The organism is Stenotrophomonas maltophilia (genome assembly GCF_025642255.1).
In the GTDB taxonomy this organism is placed as follows: domain Bacteria; phylum Pseudomonadota; class Gammaproteobacteria; order Xanthomonadales; family Xanthomonadaceae; genus Stenotrophomonas; species Stenotrophomonas maltophilia_P.
Genome location: NZ_CP106759.1, coordinates 2,670,563 through 2,684,792, shown reverse-complemented (window position 1 = coordinate 2,684,792; position 14,230 = coordinate 2,670,563). Strand labels below are relative to the sequence as shown.

Genomic DNA, 14,230 nt, shown 5'->3' with positions numbered 1-14,230 from the left:
TGGGCTCCACGGCGGCCCCGATGGCCGCCTTCCCTTACCAGGACGCCGCCGCGTCTGCGTGCGTGACAACCGCGGGCAGTTTTTCCGGATTGAGCACGCTGTACAGGCGCGCGATGCGGCCATCGATCACCTCGATGGTGGTGACCGAATGCAGGCGATCGCCGTCGAAGCCCAGGATCGCCGGCTCGCCGTTGACGTAGCCAAGCCGGGCCGGGTGCGTGCCGCCGCGGCGGGCAATGGCCCAGAACAGGCGGCCGATGCGTTCGGCACCCCGCAGCGGGCGCACCGCTGCGGTGACCACGCCGCCTCCATCGGAGACCATCAGCGCGTTGGCATGCAGCAGGGCCTGGATCGCCTCGCTGTCGCCACGCTGCGACGCATCCATGAAGCGTGCCAGCAACTGCCGGTGCTGGCCGGCGTCGGCATTGAAGCGCGGCCGGCCGGCGTGCAGCCGCTGCCGGGCCCGGTGCACCAGTTGCCGGCAGTTGGCCTCGCTGTGGCCGATCAGGTCGGCGATCTCGCGATAGTCGTGGTCGAACGCTTCCTTCAGCAGGAACGCGGCGCGTTCCTCCGGGCCGAGCTGTTCAAGCAGGGTCAGGAAGGCCACCGATACATCATCAGCCAGGGCATGCAACTGGGCCGGGCCGGGCGCCGGGTCCGGCTCCAGGGTGACCGCCATCGGTTCAGCCAGCCACGGGCCCACGTAATGCGCGCGCTCGCGCTTGGCCGCACGCAGACGGTCCAGTCCCAGGCGCGTGGTGGTGGTGACCAGCCATGCCTCGGCATCGCGGACGCTGGCCGGGTCGGCGCCGGACCAGCGCAGCCAGGCGTCCTGGACGACGTCCTCGGCGTCGGCGCGGCTGCCCAGCAGGCGGTAGGCGAGGGCCATCAGGCGCGGACGGTGGGTCTGGAAGGCGGTTTCGGCGTTCATGCGGGCAAGGACGCCGCAGCAGGCAGGGGCGTGACAAGGGCTTGGGGTCAGATCCCTTTCCCCGGGAAAGGGTTCTGACCCCACAGACTCTACCCGCAGCCGGGGAGGGGGTAAAATGGGCGGATTACCCCCGCCAGCCTCGAGCAAGCGAGCAAGCCGTGACATCGATCAAGCAGGAAGACCTCATCCAGTCCATCGCCGACGCGCTGCAGTACATCTCGTACTACCACCCGGTCGACTACATCAAGAATCTCGCCGCTGCCTACGAGCGCGAGGAGTCGCCGGCCGCGAAGGAGGCGATGGCCCAGATCCTGATCAATTCGCGGATGTGCGCCGAAGGCCATCGTCCGATCTGCCAGGACACCGGCATCGTCACCGTGTTCCTGGAAATCGGCATGGATGTGCGCTGGGACGACGCCACCATGGGCGTGGAAGACATGGCCAATGAAGGCGTGCGCCGCGCCTATCTGCATCCGGACAACAAGCTGCGTGCTTCGGTGCTGGCGGATCCGGCCGGCAAGCGCATCAACACGAAGGACAACACCCCGGGCGTGGTCAACGTCAAGGTCGTGCCGGGCAACAAGGTGGATGTGATCGTGGCCGCAAAGGGCGGCGGTTCGGAAGCCAAGACCAAGTTCGCCATGCTCAATCCGTCCGACTCCATCGTCGACTGGGTGCTCAAGACCGTGCCGACCATGGGGGCCGGCTGGTGCCCGCCGGGCATGCTGGGCATCGGCATCGGCGGCACCGCGGAGAAGGCCATGCTGCTGGCCAAGGAAGCGCTGATGGAGCCGATCGACATCACCGAGCTGCAGGCCCGTGGAGCGTCCAACCGGATCGAAGAGCTGCGCCTGGAGCTGTACGAGAAGGTCAATGCGCTGGGCATCGGCGCCCAGGGCCTGGGTGGCCTGACCACGGTGCTGGACATCAAGATCAACGATTACCCGACCCACGCGGCCAACCTGCCGGTGGCGATGATCCCGAACTGCGCCGCGACCCGCCACGCGCACTTCACCCTGGATGGCAGCGGTCCGGTGATGCTGGATCCGCCGTCGCTGGAGGACTGGCCGAAGCTGACCTACGACGCCTCCAAGGGCACCCGGGTGGACCTGGATACGATCACCCCGGAAGATGTGGCCAGCTGGAAGCCGGGCCAGACGCTTCTGCTCAACGGCAAGCTGCTGACCGGCCGCGACGCCGCGCACAAGCGCATGGTCGACATGCTCAACAAGGGCGAGGAACTGCCGGTCGATCTGAAGGGACGCTTCATCTACTACGTCGGCCCGGTCGATCCGGTGCGCGACGAAGTGGTCGGTCCGGCCGGGCCGACCACGGCAACGCGCATGGACAAGTTCACCCGCCAGGTGCTGGAACAGACCGGTCTGCTGGGCATGGTCGGCAAGGCCGAGCGCGGCCCGGCTGCGATCGAGGCGATCCGTGACAACAAGTCGGCGTACCTGATGGCGGTCGGTGGCTCGGCCTACCTGGTGTCCAAGGCGATCAAGGCGGCCAAGGTGGTCGGGTTTGCCGACCTCGGCATGGAAGCGATCTACGAGTTCACCGTGCAGGACATGCCGGTGACGGTGGCGGTCGACTCTACCGGTGAATCGGTGCACAAGACCGGCCCGCGCGAATGGCAGGCCCGCATCGGCAAGATTCCGGTGGTGGTGGAGTAAGCGCGGCACACGCTTGGTGGCAAACGGCGCCTGTTGGCGCCGTTTGTCGTTTAACGAGCCGGCACGGAACATCTGCTAGTTTCCATGCGACTCGAACCGGGAACGTTCATGCCGCTGTTACGGAACTTCGCGCTTGCCGGGCTGTTCGCACTGGCCGGCTGCAGCAGCACCTCCTCTTCGTATGAAGGAGCGGATTTCAGCGCATCGGCGCAATGCCGCATGCAGTGCCAGGCCAGCCATCGCAGCTGCATGGCGCAGGCGGACAGCCTGGGCAGTCGGCAGAGCAGCTGCGAACAGCAGATGGCTCCGGCTGCCGACAAGCGCTGCAAGGACATCGCCAATGCCGATCTGCGCCGCTCGTGCGAACTGAAGGCGCATGACTGCACGCTGCGGCAGCCGATGATGAGCTGCGGCGAACGTCGCGACACCTGCATGAGCAGCTGCGGTTGAGCAGTGGCCGCCGGGCGGGCGCATAATCGCTGGCTCCACCCGCAACGGATCCCGCGCATGAGCACCACCCTGTATGGTTCGTCGAGTACCGCTTCGCTGGTCGTGCACTGGCTGCTGATCGAACTGGGCATCGAGCACGAACTGGTGCTGCTGGATTTCGACAGGCGCGAGCACAAGGCGGCGGACTACCTGGCGTTGAATCCGGCCGGGAGGGTGCCGACCCTGAGGATCGATGGCCTGCTGTTGACCGAGGCAGCGGCCATCGCGCTGTACCTGGCCGACCGCCATCCCGAAGCGGGGTTGCTGCCGGCCGTGGGCACGCCCGCGCGGGGCGAGGCCTATCGCTGGATGTTCTGGTGCGCCAACACCCTGCAGCCTGCCTATCGTGCATGGTTCTATCCGCACGAAGCGGCGGGCGAGGCCTGCGTGGAGGCAACACGTGCGATGGCCCGGCAGCAGCTGGAGGCGGCCTGGCAGCATGTGGCGGCGCACCTGCAGGCGCACGGGCCTTACCTGCTGGGCGACGCGCCCAGCGTGGTCGATTTCATGCTGGTGATGCTGATGCGCTGGTCGCGCAACATGCCCCGGCCCACTGACACCTGGCCGGTGCTGAAGGCGCACGCAACCGCGCTGAAGGCGCGCCCCGCCTTCGCGGAAGTCTATCGACGCGAAGGCATCAGCGACTGGCGGTGATCGCCGGCGTTGAGCCGAGCGCGTGCCGCCGGGCATGGCCCGGCGCTGCCGGGTGGTGCGTCCGGGCTACAGGATCTCCAGCACCGTTTCCGGCGGGCGGCACAGGCGCGTGCCCTTGGCCGTGCGCACCACGGGCCGGTTGATCAGGCGCGGGTGCGTCGCCATCGCCGCCAGCAGGGTCGCCTCATCGGCCCCGGCCAGCGCCAGACCGGCAAACTCCGGTTCCTTGCTGCGCACCAGGTCGGCGGCAGCCAGCCCGGATTCGGCAAGCAGCTGGCGCAGGGTCGCCACGTCGGGCGGTGCCTGCAGGTACTCGATCACCTCCGGCTCGATGCCGGCGTCGCGGATGAGCTTCAGTGCGCCGCGCGAATTGCTGCACGCCGGGTTGTGCCAGATCGTCACGCCCATCAGAACCATTCCAGCAGCGACACGCCCACGCCCACGTAGGTGGCCTTGTGGTTGTAGTCGATCAGGCTTTCGCCGTATCCGTCGAAGACCTGGATGTGGCCGCGCAGCAGGTTGCTGATCGGGAAACCGTAGTCGAGCTGCAGGGCGCCATGCGAACGGTCGCCGGTACGCAGCGAATGGCGCGCCATCAGGGACACTTCGTGGCCATTGCGGTTCCAGATCAGGGTCGCGTCGCCGCGGCCCATGTAATCCTCGATGTCCGGGTTGTTGTCATCGCTGCGCGTTTCGGGAATGCGGTACCAGGGCCGCAGCACCAGCGCCCAGTTCTCGCGGTCCAGCCCGACGTTGAGCATCACCCGGTTCCAGCTGCGCGAAAGGGGATCGGCGCGGCCGTTGGACTGATGGTTGAGGCTGATGCCGGTCATGCGTCCGCGCCAGCCACCAATGGAGTAGCCGTTGCGGAACACCATCATCACTTCCGGCTCGTAATTGGTCTCGCGGAACGGGCGCGAATTCTCGGCGTTGTAGGCCTGCCAGCGCGAGCTCTGGGTATAGCCGGCCCAGATGTCGCCGTTGTCGCCGAACAGATTCTCGGCGATCTTGGTCTTGAAGCTGATCTGGAACTTCAGCTCGGCACTGTCCAGCGCCTGCGGCTCGGTCACGCTGTTGGCCGGATTCGGCGACTGCGGCATCTGGTTCTTGTCGCTGGTCCAGAACGCCGGCAGCAGGTACACCGGCTTGTAGGCCCGCAGCTGGAACGGTCCCAGCTTCGAGTCTTCCGCCAGTTCCCAGCGGCTGTCCAGCAGGGAACCGCGGCCTGCATTGGCCAGGGCGCTGTCGTCGGGGGCGGGGCGCAGCACATCGCCGACCCGCGCCCGCAGGTTCTCTTCGCCCTGGCTCAGGCGGGCGGCGCGACGCTGTTCGCGCAGCGCCTGCGCAGCCTGCTGCGCGGCGGCATCGGCTTCGGCAGTGGCCGGAGCGTTACGGCCGAACAGGCGGTCGTAGCACGACAGCCGGGCGGCGTCGGTTTCAATGGCCGCGCAACCGGCCGGCGTGGTGGTCGTGGCAGGCGCGATTTCCTGCGCGGCCAGCGGCGCGCTGGCCAGGGCAAGCGCCAACGGCGCCAGACGGGGGAACAACGGCGGGAGGGTCATTGCAGCAGGCCCTTCGGGATGACTACGGGAAGACGCACAGTGTGGCGGCTGCCCGCAGCAACGGCCAGCCCCACGGAGTTATGCCCGGCGCAGGTGTGCGCGTGGCGTGAAGATCGTGCGTTACAGGAACCAGGCGAACGCGAACAGCCCCAGCATCGCGATGACCACCGCCAGTTTCAGCGCCAGGCCCAGCAGGATGCCCAGCCAGGTGGCGAGGCCAACCTTGGTCGAGCGGCCCAGCTCGCGCGTGTGCCAGTACTCGCCCAGCAGAGCGCCGACCAGCGGGCCGGCGAACAGGCCGATGGGCATGAAGAACAGTCCGGCGATGCTGCCGATGAAGGTGCCCCACAGCGCCTTGCGACTGGCGCCTACGCGCTGGGCCCCGACCACCGTGGCCAGTACATCGGCCAGCAGCGAAAGCAGGGTCAGCACGCCCAGTACCAGCAGGGTCGGCCAGCCGACATGGGTGAAGCCGTCGGCCCACGCCGCCAGCAGCAGGCCGACGAACACCAGCGGGACGCCGGGAAGTGCCGGCAGGACGATGCCGGCTATACCAACCAGGACAAAAATGACCGCTAGCAGATACAAGATGAATGAGAGGCCCATGCTGTCCCGTATGGTTGTCTTTTTGGGGTTGACAGTGAAAGATTTTGCCAGTTGCTTTTTCGTTTTGGCCGGGTTAAGTTGCAGTCGCTGAGCTTGGCAAGGTCACCGTGGATCGTGGCCTGATGAAGCAAGATCTTCCCGATCCGCTGCATCGATGCACCTCGCTTCCCCCTTGCTTGTCAGCCGCCCACAAGGCGTTTCCAACAACAAGAGAGAGTCATCAGGGAGTTAGTGAGATGTCCGAACGCGAGAACGGTACTGTCAAGTGGTTCAACGATGCAAAGGGCTTCGGCTTCATCAGCCGTGAAAACGGCGAAGACGTGTTCGTGCACTTCCGCGCCATCCAGACCCAGGGCTTCAAGAGCCTGAAGGAAGGCCAGAAGGTCACCTTCACCGTCGTGCAGGGCCAGAAGGGCCTGCAGGCCGACGCCGTGCAGCCGATCTGACCGGTCTGCAGCCGTCACATGAAAAAGGCCCGCGCAAGCGGGCCTTTTTCTTTGTCCGGGGCCGGCAGCGGATCAGCGCAGGATCACCCGGCCGTTGACCACGCGAACGTAGGTGTTTTCGCGGATGCCGCCCAGATCACGCTGGTTGACGACGATGGTGCGTCCGTCATCCATGCGCACGCTGATGTCATACGTATCGCTGGTCACGTTCTTCTGGATCTGGTTGCCGGCCAGCGCGCCACCCACGGCACCCGCCGCTGCGGCGATGTTCTTGTTGCCGCGGCTGCCGCCGGTGTGGTCGGAGATCTCATGGCCGGCAACCGCACCCACGATGCCGCCGAGGATCGCGCCGGTCGCGCTGGGCGCAGTGCGGCCGGACTGCACGGTGTTGATGCGGGTGACGATGCCACAGTCGGCGCAACGGCCCTGGTTGTAGCCGGAGTTGTTGCCGTAGCCGCCGTTGTTGTACCCATTGTTGTAGCCGCCGCCGCCGTAACCCGGCGAGGTGGCGCAGCCGGCCAGGGCGAGGGTGGCGATGGCACTGGCGGCGATGAGCTGGATCTTCATGGGGCGTCTCCTGGCCGTGAAGGCGGATGTGTTGGGTGGTACTGCGTCATGCAGCAGGGTGCGCGAATCGTCTCCTTTCCAACGTGAACAAGACGCCAATCAACGCCGCCATGACCGGCTGCGGGATGAACGCTGTTCAACGGAAATCCTGATGGCAGGCGCGGCAGTCCGCCTGCAGCGTCTGCACCACCTGGGCCAGCGCGGTGCAGTCTGCCGGTGGCGTCGCCAGGGCGGCATTGAGGCCGGCCCGGTACTGGCTGGCATGCTGCTGGAACTGCGCGCTGTCCTTCAGGCCGGGGAAGGCCAGGTCCAGGTCGTTGGAGAGCAGGCGCAGCGTCTGCAGGCGCGGCACGCTGTCGGCCAGGCTGCAGCGGTTCTGCTGTTGAGCCTGCTGCAGCAACTGGGATTGCCGCTGCATTACCTGCATCAGGCTGTCCGGGAAGGGGTCACGGCGGGCCTGCAGTGCGCGGCCGACCATCACCGTGGCGATCAGGCCGATCAGCAGACCCAGCGCGAGCACGAACAGGTAGCGATAGGCGGAAGACGGCGGGCGAGGGGGGCTGGCGTTCATGGCGGGCTCTCCGGGTGTGCAACGGTAGGTTCGACCCGGCGTGCTGTGGACGCCGGCCCCTGCACGTTAAAATAGACCGATGAACGAACAGGTCAAACAACGCTTCGCCGGCATCGAACGGCTGTATGGCGTGGGTGCGCTCGAGCGCCTGCAGGGCCGCCGCGTAGCGGTGGTCGGCATGGGCGGGGTCGGCTCGTGGGTGGTCGAGGCGCTGGCGCGCTCGGCGGTCGGCCATCTCACCCTGATCGATGCGGACGACATCTGCGTGTCCAACACCAACCGGCAGCTGCCGGCGCTGGAGGGCAATTACGGGCGCAACAAGGCCGACGCCATGGCCGAGCGCTGCCGGGCGATCAACCCGGAACTCGATGTCGACGCGGTGCAGGCGTTCCTGACCACCGCCAACATGGCGGAACTGCTTGATCGTCGCTTCGATCTGGTGATCGATGCCTGCGACAGCTTCCGGGTCAAGGTGGAGACCATCGCCTGGTGCCGCCGCCGCAAGCTGCCACTGCTGACGGTCGGCGCCGCGGGTGGCCGCACCGATCCGACCCTGGTACGCATCCGCGATGTCTCGCGCACCGAGCACGACGCGATGCTGGCGCTGATCCGCAAGAAGCTGCGCAGCGAGTTCAACTTCCCCAAGAACGCCAAGCGTTACTTCGGCGTGCCGGCGGTGTACTCGCTGGAGAATGTGAAGTATCCGCAGGCCGATGGCAGTGTCTGCGGCCTCCGTCCCAACCTGGGGGCGGACGCTGCGCTCAAGCTTGATTGCGGCGCAGGGCTGGGGGCAGCCACCCATATCACCGGTGCCTTCGCCTTTGCCGCCGTCGGCAAGGCGCTGGAAATGCTGCTGGAGCCGAAGAGGGTCAAGTCCGAATCCGTTGAGGCTTGACCGGTAGCGCCGGGCCATGCCCGGCGAAACGGCGATCAGGCGGCCGGCAGCGCGAACAGCCGCCGCGCGTTGTCGGTCGTGGTCCTCGCTACCGTCTCCAGGTCGGTCTGCCGCAACGCCGCGACGTGGCGCGCGATGATCGAGAGGCGTGCCGGCTCATTGCGCTGCCCGCGGATGGCCGCGTCGGGCTGATCGGGCGCGTCCGTTTCCAGCAGCAGCTGCTCCAGCGGCATCTCCCGGACCAGCCGTTGCAGGCGCTGTGCCCGTTCGTAGGTCAGGGGGCCGCCCAGACCCAGCAGGAAGCCCTGCCGATGCAGCTGTGCCGCCTGCTCCGGGCTGCCGGAGAAACTGTGCACCACGCCGCGCAGGCCACCGATGCGGCGGATCGCTGCGATCACCGCATCCACGGCCCGACGCGCATGCACGATCACCGGCAGGTCGAAGTCGCGCGCCAAGCGCAGCTGGCCGGTGAAATAGGTCTGCTGCGCCTCCGCATCCAGGCCTTCCACGAAATAATCCAGGCCGCATTCGCCGATCGCCCGCGGACGCTCACGCTCGATCCATTCCCGCAGCAGCGGAAGGTGCCCGGCGCGATGCTCGGCAAGAAACATCGGATGCAGCCCGTACGCGGGGTACAGGCCGGGTGCCTGCTGGCAGACCTCGCGCAGCTTCGGCCAGCTGGCGGCGGTGACGGCCGGCACGACCTGGAACTGCACCCCGGCCGCGCGCGCGCGCTCGATCACGGCGGCACGGTCGGGGTCGAACTCGCCTGCATCGAGATGGCAATGGCTGTCGACCAGCACGCTCAGCGCTGCTCCAGCGGTGGCGGCGTGCGGGTGCCGCGGCTCTTCCAGTTGGCCAGCAGCAGTGTGCCCAGGCCCAGCACCAGCTCATCGACGAAGGGAAGCGGATCGGGAATGAACAGGGTCAGCGCGAACAGCCCTGCCGTGAGCTTGAACAGCGTGGGGTAGCGCAGCCGGCGCGCCCATTGCAGTACCGGCAGCAGCATCGGGTTGGCCATGGCGGGATCCTCCTGGTGAATATGCAAACGCTACCACGGGCCCAGCATTTCCCGATGCTGAATGGGTTACGGCGACGAGCAGGAAATGTGGAGATTCCGTTCAGGGAGGCCGTGCTGCAATCTGTGCCGAGAACGTTGCGGACGGTCCGCAAGGAGCAGGTCATGAAAAGCACAACTACAACTGTCCTGGTCGCAGCGGGCGCGCTGCTGGTGGGTGGTATCGCCACGGCCGCCTTCATGAAGAGCGGCAACCCGTCGCCGGATTCCATCAGCGCCGGCGCCCCCAACGGCGAATCGCGCCTGGCCGATGGCAGCGGCACCGACGATGGTGCGCGTGGCAACCAGCTCGATGCCACCGCGCCGCGCGGCCTGGAGTATGCCGATGTGCTGAAGGTCGACCCGATCACCGAAAAGCAGAAGGCGTACGCCACGGTCATCGGCACCGACGCGGTGCGCGAGACCTCCACCACCCAGACGCCGCACGAGGTCTGCCAGGATGTGGTCGTGCAGGAACGCCTGCCCGAGCGTGATGGCAACGTCGGTGGCACCGTCGCCGGCGCGGTGATCGGTGGCCTGCTGGGTAATCAGGTTGGCGGCGGCAATGGCAGGAAGGCGGCGACCGCAGCCGGTGCCGTGGCCGGCGGCCTGATAGGCAACCAGGTGGACAAGCGCCACGTCGGTGGCCGTGTGGTCAACCGCACCGAGCGCCAGTGCCACACCGAGACCGCCACCTCCGAGTCGAGCCGTGTCACCGGCTACAACGTCACCTATCGCAACGAGGACGGCACCACCGGCACCATGCGCATGGCCAGCAAGCCCGGCAACCGCATCGCCATGGGCACCAACGACGTGGTCAAGGGTTACAACGTGACCTACCGCTATGATGGTGCCGAGAAGACCGTGCGCATGGACAACAAGCCAGCCAGCGATCGCCTGCCGGTGGTCGATGGCCAGCTGGTCACGCAGACAGCGGCAGCCGGCGCCACGGCACCGACCCGCCAGTAATCCTGCCGCTGCAGCGGACAGGCGACAGGCCGGCTTCTGCCGGCCTGTCTGTTTTTGTGGCCGGGTGACATTTGCGATGATGGCGCTCCGTCATCGCCCTGGAGTCGGCATGAGCATCTTCGACCTGCGCCTGGAAACCGAGCGCCTGATCCTGCGCCCGCCGCACCGCGAGGATTTCGAGCCCTATCTGGCGTTCTGCGCGGATGAAGAGGTGATGCGCACGCTGGGCGGAGTGCAGCCACCGTCGGTGGCATGGCGCGGATTCTGCAGCCTGGCTGGCGCGTGGCAGTTGTTCGGCTTTTCGATGTTCAGCGTGATCGAGAAATCCAGTGGTGAGTGGATCGGTCGCATGGGGCCCTGGCAGCCACAGGACTGGCCGGGCACAGAGGTCGGCTGGAGCATCCGGCGTGCCAGCTGGGGCAAGGGCTACGCGCCGGAGGCGGCGACCGCTGCGATCGACTGGGCATTCAACGCACTCGGGTGGGAGGAGGTGATCCATACCATTGCCGAGGACAACGAGAATTCCCGTGTCGTGGCCCGCAAGCTGGGCAGTACGCTGCTGCGCATGGGCGAGCTGCCGCCGCCGTACCAGGGCAAACCGATGCAGATCTGGGGGCAGTCGCGCCAGCAGTGGCAGCAGCGCGTGCGCTGAGGGGCCCGACGGGCTGCATCCAGCGGCGGGCTGCGCGGTGGGCATGCTGCACCCGCGCTTGGCATCGGCGGGCGCGCTTGCCAGACTGCGCGCAACCGGTCGTTGGCCGGGTCTCCTGGAGCAGGCAATGGTGGAAGAACGCGTTCCGTTGACGGTGCATGGCATGTCCGTTTCAGGCAATTGCCACAAGGTGCGCATGCTGCTGGAACACCTCGGCAGCCGCTATCGCTGGGTGGAGGTGGACAGCGCCCATGGCCAGACCCACACGCCGGAGTTCCTGGCATTGAATCCCAATGCGAAGGTGCCGTTGATCGTGCGCGAGGACGGCCGCGTGTTGACCGAATCGAACGCGATCCTGTTCTGGCTGGCCGAGGGCACGCCCTACCTGCCCGGCGATGGCTGGGAGCGGGCGCAGGCGTTGAGCTGGATGTTCTTCGAGCAGTACACGCATGAACCCTGCGTGGCGGTGGCCCGTTTCATCCGTGGCTGGACGCCGGCCGATTCCCCGCGGCGCGCCGAACTGCCGCGCCTGCAGGAGCGCGCCAGCACCGCACTGGCGGTGATGGAACAGCACCTGCGGCAGTCGCCCTGGTTCACCGGCCGCAGTTATGGCATCGCCGATATCGCGCTGTTTGCCTACACCGACGTTGCCAGCGATGGTGGCATCCGCCTTGATCCGTTCCCGCAGGTGCAGGCCTGGCTGCAGCGGGTCCGGGCGCAGCCGCGGTTCGTGCCGATGCCGGCCGTGGGCGCGGAGGTGCTGGCGCGATTCAACGCGGTGGCCTGATTCCAAGGGGAGCGTCGGGCAGGCCGACTGCGGGGGGCGCCGGGCGGGCCCGCGCCACGCTACGCAACAACGACACGGAGGGTGTTCGATGTTCGCTGTGGTTCCAGATCCCATTCCCGCGCGCATGCGCGGGCTCAACCGCGCCGAAGTGTGCGACGTCAATTTCCTGGAGGCGGTGCGCGGCTGGCGGGGCACGCCACGGCCACGGCCCGCGCCGCACGCGCCGATCCTGCCAGGCAGCACGCTCAGCGCGGCGGCCTTTGCCGACCTGTTCGATTCGCAGCTGGCCAGCCGCCAGCTGGACCTGATGGCACGCGTGCTGCGCGTGCAGAACAAGGTCTTCTACACCATCGGCTCGTCCGGACACGAGGGCAATGCGCTGTTGGCGCGGGCCTGCCGGCACACCGATCCTGCGTTCCTGCACTACCGCTCCGGCGCCTTCATGGCCGAGCGCGCGCGGCAGGTGCCGGGCATGGATCCAGTGCGCGACGCGGCACTGTCGTTCGCCGCCAGCGCCGACGATCCTGCCAGCGGAGGCCGGCACAAGGTGTGGGGCAGCCGGCCGCTGTGGGTGTTGCCACAGACCTCGACGATCGCCTCGCACCTGCCCAAGGCGCTGGGCACTGCGTTGGCCATCGAGAGCGGCAAGCGCCTGGGCCAGCCGTTGCCGATTCCGGCCGACAGCATCGTGGTCTGTTCCTTCGGCGACGCCTCGGCCAATCACGCCACCGCACAGACGGCGTTCAACACCGCCATGTGGTCGGCCTACCAGAAACTGCCGGCGCCCATCCTGTTCGTCTGCGAGGACAATGGCCTGGGCATTTCGGTGAAAACACCAGAAGGATGGATCGCCGAGCGCTTTGGCGGCCAGCCGGGACTGGACTACTTCTTCGCTGACGGGCTGGATCTGGCCAGCGGCCATGCGCAGGTGCAGGCCGCGGTCGAGCATTGCCGGACAACCCGCAGGCCGACCTTCCTGCACCTGCGTACCACGCGGCTGATGGGGCATGCCGGTACCGATTTCGAGGTGGAGTGGCGCGCGTTGCCGGAGCTGTGTGCGGCGGAGGCGCAGGATCCGCTGCTGCGCTCGGCGCAGATCGCGATGGAGTCGGGCTGGATGGATGCCGCGGACGTCGAGGCGGCCTATGAAGCGATGCGTGTGCGCTGCATGGCGGCCGCCGCCGACGCCGAGCGCCAGCCGAAGCTGCAGTCCCTTGAGCAGGTGATGGCACCGCTGGCGCCCTATACACCTGCAGCGGTGCACGCCGAGGCCCGGCGCGCGGTCGCGGACGAGGCGCGACTGTCGCTGTATGGCGGCGCCGACGCATTGCCGGAGCGACAACCGCCGCGTCATCTGGCCATCCAGATCAATCACGGACTGCAGGAACTGCTGTGCAAGTATCCGCAAAGCCTGTTGTTCGGCGAGGATGTGGCGCAGAAGGGAGGCGTGTACACCTTGACCCGCGACCTGCTGCGTCGTTTCGGCCCGCGTCGGGTGTTCAACACGCTGCTGGACGAGACCATGATCCTGGGCATGGCGCAGGGGCTGGCCAACATGGGCATGCTGCCGATCCCCGAGATCCAGTACCTGGCCTACCTGCACAATGCCATCGACCAGATACGTGGCGAGGCGTGTTCGCTGCAGTTCTTCTCCAATGACCAGTTCCGCAACCCGATGCTAGTGCGGGTGGCAGGGCTGGGCTACCAGAAGGGATTCGGTGGCCATTTCCACAACGACAATTCGATCACCGCCCTGCGCGACATTCCCGGCCTGGTGGTGGGCTGTCCCTCGCGTGGCGACGATGCCGTGATGATGCTGCGCACGTTGGCGGCGCTGGCCCGGGTGGATGGCCGCGTGGCGGTGTTCCTGGAGCCGATCGCGCTGTACATGAGCAAGGACCTGCACGAGCCGGGTGACGGCCAGTGGTTGTTCGACTACCCGCAACAGGGCCAGGCGCTGCTGCCGGGGGAGGGCCGGGTGTATGCCCCCGAGGCGCAGGATCTGGTGATCTACACCTATGGCAATGGCGTGCCGATGGCGCTGCGTGCCGCGCGGGTGATCGACCAGCAGCTCGGGTGGCAGGTGAGGGTGGTCGATCTGCGCTGGCTGGTGCCGCTGGACGGCGGATTCATTGCCACCCAGGCGGCCACGGCGCGGCGCGTGCTGGTGCTGGACGAGGGGCGTCACAGCGGTGGCGTGGGCGAGGGGGTGGTCACGGCCCTGGTCGAGGCCGGCTTCGGTCACCTGCCGCTGCGTCGGGTCTGCGGCGCCGATACCTATACGCCGCTGGCGGGGGCAGCAATGTTCGGCCTTCCAAGCGACAATGCGGTGATTGGCGCCGCCCTCGACCTGGCGCAGGAACCCTGA

Annotated in this window: 17 protein-coding genes; 9 read left to right on the top strand and 8 right to left on the bottom strand. The window is 67.3% G+C overall.

Going from position 1 to position 14,230, the window contains the following annotated elements:
* Positions 1 to 34 precede the first annotated feature (34 nt).
* Positions 35 to 931 carry an RNA polymerase sigma-70 factor gene (locus N8888_RS12350; protein WP_263175060.1) on the bottom strand — a complete coding sequence of 299 codons (897 nt, stop codon included), beginning with the start codon at positions 929 to 931 and terminating at the stop codon, positions 35 to 37.
* A gap of 158 nt (positions 932 to 1,089) precedes the next feature.
* On the opposite strand from N8888_RS12350, the gene N8888_RS12345 reads away from it, so the two are divergent.
* The 3 genes from N8888_RS12345 (at position 1,090) to N8888_RS12335 (ending at position 3,750) form a co-directional block, all read left to right on the top strand.
* Positions 1,090 to 2,607, top strand: coding sequence for a fumarate hydratase (locus N8888_RS12345; RefSeq protein WP_053516917.1), 1,518 nt, complete (start codon positions 1,090 to 1,092; stop codon positions 2,605 to 2,607).
* Between the two features lie 108 nt (positions 2,608 to 2,715).
* Complete coding sequence (locus tag N8888_RS12340) at positions 2,716 to 3,057, top strand: hypothetical protein (protein WP_053516936.1); 342 nt, start codon at positions 2,716 to 2,718, stop codon at positions 3,055 to 3,057.
* Between the two features lie 57 nt (positions 3,058 to 3,114).
* Complete coding sequence (locus tag N8888_RS12335; RefSeq protein WP_065181963.1) at positions 3,115 to 3,750, top strand: glutathione S-transferase family protein; 636 nt, start codon at positions 3,115 to 3,117, stop codon at positions 3,748 to 3,750.
* Positions 3,751 to 3,816: 66 nt separating this feature from the next.
* On the opposite strand, the gene arsC is transcribed toward N8888_RS12335, so the two are convergent.
* From arsC to N8888_RS12320, 3 genes are all read right to left on the bottom strand, one after another.
* Entirely contained in the window at positions 3,817 to 4,158 is a 342-nt protein-coding gene (gene arsC / locus N8888_RS12330; RefSeq protein ID WP_111187118.1) for an arsenate reductase (glutaredoxin), read from the bottom strand.
* Positions 4,158 to 5,312, bottom strand: a complete 1,155-nt coding sequence (locus tag N8888_RS12325; protein ID WP_164152661.1) for a phospholipase A — start codon at positions 5,310 to 5,312, stop codon at positions 4,158 to 4,160. Before N8888_RS12325 ends, arsC begins: the two co-directional genes overlap by 1 nt.
* 120 nt (positions 5,313 to 5,432) lie before the next feature.
* Positions 5,433 to 5,918 (bottom strand): DUF456 domain-containing protein, encoded by a 486-nt coding sequence (locus N8888_RS12320; protein WP_263175053.1) that lies wholly within the window; start codon positions 5,916 to 5,918, stop codon positions 5,433 to 5,435.
* Between the two features lie 236 nt (positions 5,919 to 6,154).
* Between N8888_RS12320 and N8888_RS12315 the strand changes: the two genes are divergently transcribed.
* The gene (locus N8888_RS12315) at positions 6,155 to 6,364 is read left to right on the top strand and encodes a cold-shock protein (RefSeq protein WP_053516923.1); all 210 of its coding nucleotides are present in this window, start codon (positions 6,155 to 6,157) and stop codon (positions 6,362 to 6,364) included.
* A gap of 72 nt (positions 6,365 to 6,436) precedes the next feature.
* Here N8888_RS12315 and N8888_RS12310 read toward each other — a convergent pair whose 3' ends face one another.
* Entirely contained in the window at positions 6,437 to 6,931 is a 495-nt protein-coding gene (locus tag N8888_RS12310) for a glycine zipper 2TM domain-containing protein (protein WP_053516924.1), read from the bottom strand.
* A gap of 136 nt (positions 6,932 to 7,067) precedes the next feature.
* Positions 7,068 to 7,502 carry a hypothetical protein gene (locus N8888_RS12305; protein WP_065175471.1) on the bottom strand — a complete coding sequence of 145 codons (435 nt, stop codon included), beginning with the start codon at positions 7,500 to 7,502 and terminating at the stop codon, positions 7,068 to 7,070.
* 79 nt (positions 7,503 to 7,581) lie between these two features.
* On the opposite strand from N8888_RS12305, the gene N8888_RS12300 reads away from it, so the two are divergent.
* Complete coding sequence (locus N8888_RS12300; protein WP_263175052.1) at positions 7,582 to 8,397, top strand: tRNA threonylcarbamoyladenosine dehydratase; 816 nt, start codon at positions 7,582 to 7,584, stop codon at positions 8,395 to 8,397.
* 35 nt (positions 8,398 to 8,432) lie between these two features.
* Here the strand turns inward: N8888_RS12300 and N8888_RS12295 are convergent, their stop codons facing one another.
* Both N8888_RS12295 and N8888_RS12290 read right to left on the bottom strand, forming a co-directional pair.
* Entirely contained in the window at positions 8,433 to 9,206 is a 774-nt protein-coding gene (locus tag N8888_RS12295) for a TatD family hydrolase (protein ID WP_065175469.1), read from the bottom strand.
* Positions 9,203 to 9,418, bottom strand: coding sequence for a DUF6116 family protein (locus N8888_RS12290; RefSeq protein WP_053515346.1), 216 nt, complete (start codon positions 9,416 to 9,418; stop codon positions 9,203 to 9,205). Before N8888_RS12290 ends, N8888_RS12295 begins: the two co-directional genes overlap by 4 nt.
* Before the next feature lie 162 nt (positions 9,419 to 9,580).
* On the opposite strand from N8888_RS12290, the gene N8888_RS12285 reads away from it, so the two are divergent.
* The 4 genes from N8888_RS12285 to N8888_RS12270 all read left to right on the top strand — a co-directional run bounded on the left by N8888_RS12285 (position 9,581) and on the right by N8888_RS12270 (position 14,230).
* Complete coding sequence (locus N8888_RS12285) at positions 9,581 to 10,423, top strand: glycine zipper 2TM domain-containing protein (RefSeq protein WP_053515348.1); 843 nt, start codon at positions 9,581 to 9,583, stop codon at positions 10,421 to 10,423.
* Between the two features lie 109 nt (positions 10,424 to 10,532).
* Positions 10,533 to 11,075: a GNAT family N-acetyltransferase gene (locus N8888_RS12280; protein WP_193396160.1), complete on the top strand. Its 543-nt coding sequence runs from the start codon at positions 10,533 to 10,535 to the stop codon at positions 11,073 to 11,075.
* 127 nt (positions 11,076 to 11,202) lie between these two features.
* On the top strand, positions 11,203 to 11,862 hold the full coding sequence (locus N8888_RS12275) for a glutathione S-transferase family protein (RefSeq protein WP_053515351.1): 660 nt from the start codon (positions 11,203 to 11,205) through the stop codon (positions 11,860 to 11,862).
* Between the two features lie 88 nt (positions 11,863 to 11,950).
* Positions 11,951 to 14,230, top strand: coding sequence for a thiamine pyrophosphate-dependent enzyme (locus tag N8888_RS12270; protein ID WP_263175048.1), 2,280 nt, complete (start codon positions 11,951 to 11,953; stop codon positions 14,228 to 14,230).

Bases quoted from the DNA above. Each gene is read 5' to 3' on its own strand.
- N8888_RS12350 (WP_263175060.1), bottom strand. From the start codon at position 931: ATGAACGCCGAAACCGCCTTCCAGACCCACCGTCCGCGCCTGATGGCC.
- N8888_RS12340 (WP_053516936.1), top strand. From the start codon at position 2,716: ATGCCGCTGTTACGGAACTTCGCGCTTGCCGGGCTGTTCGCACTGGCC.
- N8888_RS12335 (WP_065181963.1), top strand. From the start codon at position 3,115: ATGAGCACCACCCTGTATGGTTCGTCGAGTACCGCTTCGCTGGTCGTG.
- arsC (WP_111187118.1), bottom strand. From the start codon at position 4,158: ATGGGCGTGACGATCTGGCACAACCCGGCGTGCAGCAATTCGCGCGGC.
- N8888_RS12325 (WP_164152661.1), bottom strand. From the start codon at position 5,312: ATGACCCTCCCGCCGTTGTTCCCCCGTCTGGCGCCGTTGGCGCTTGCC.
- N8888_RS12320 (WP_263175053.1), bottom strand. From the start codon at position 5,918: ATGGGCCTCTCATTCATCTTGTATCTGCTAGCGGTCATTTTTGTCCTG.
- N8888_RS12315 (WP_053516923.1), top strand. From the start codon at position 6,155: ATGTCCGAACGCGAGAACGGTACTGTCAAGTGGTTCAACGATGCAAAG.
- N8888_RS12310 (WP_053516924.1), bottom strand. From the start codon at position 6,931: ATGAAGATCCAGCTCATCGCCGCCAGTGCCATCGCCACCCTCGCCCTG.
- N8888_RS12305 (WP_065175471.1), bottom strand. From the start codon at position 7,502: ATGAACGCCAGCCCCCCTCGCCCGCCGTCTTCCGCCTATCGCTACCTG.
- N8888_RS12300 (WP_263175052.1), top strand. From the start codon at position 7,582: ATGAACGAACAGGTCAAACAACGCTTCGCCGGCATCGAACGGCTGTAT.
- N8888_RS12290 (WP_053515346.1), bottom strand. From the start codon at position 9,418: ATGGCCAACCCGATGCTGCTGCCGGTACTGCAATGGGCGCGCCGGCTG.
- N8888_RS12285 (WP_053515348.1), top strand. From the start codon at position 9,581: ATGAAAAGCACAACTACAACTGTCCTGGTCGCAGCGGGCGCGCTGCTG.
- N8888_RS12280 (WP_193396160.1), top strand. From the start codon at position 10,533: ATGAGCATCTTCGACCTGCGCCTGGAAACCGAGCGCCTGATCCTGCGC.
- N8888_RS12275 (WP_053515351.1), top strand. From the start codon at position 11,203: ATGGTGGAAGAACGCGTTCCGTTGACGGTGCATGGCATGTCCGTTTCA.
- N8888_RS12270 (WP_263175048.1), top strand. From the start codon at position 11,951: ATGTTCGCTGTGGTTCCAGATCCCATTCCCGCGCGCATGCGCGGGCTC.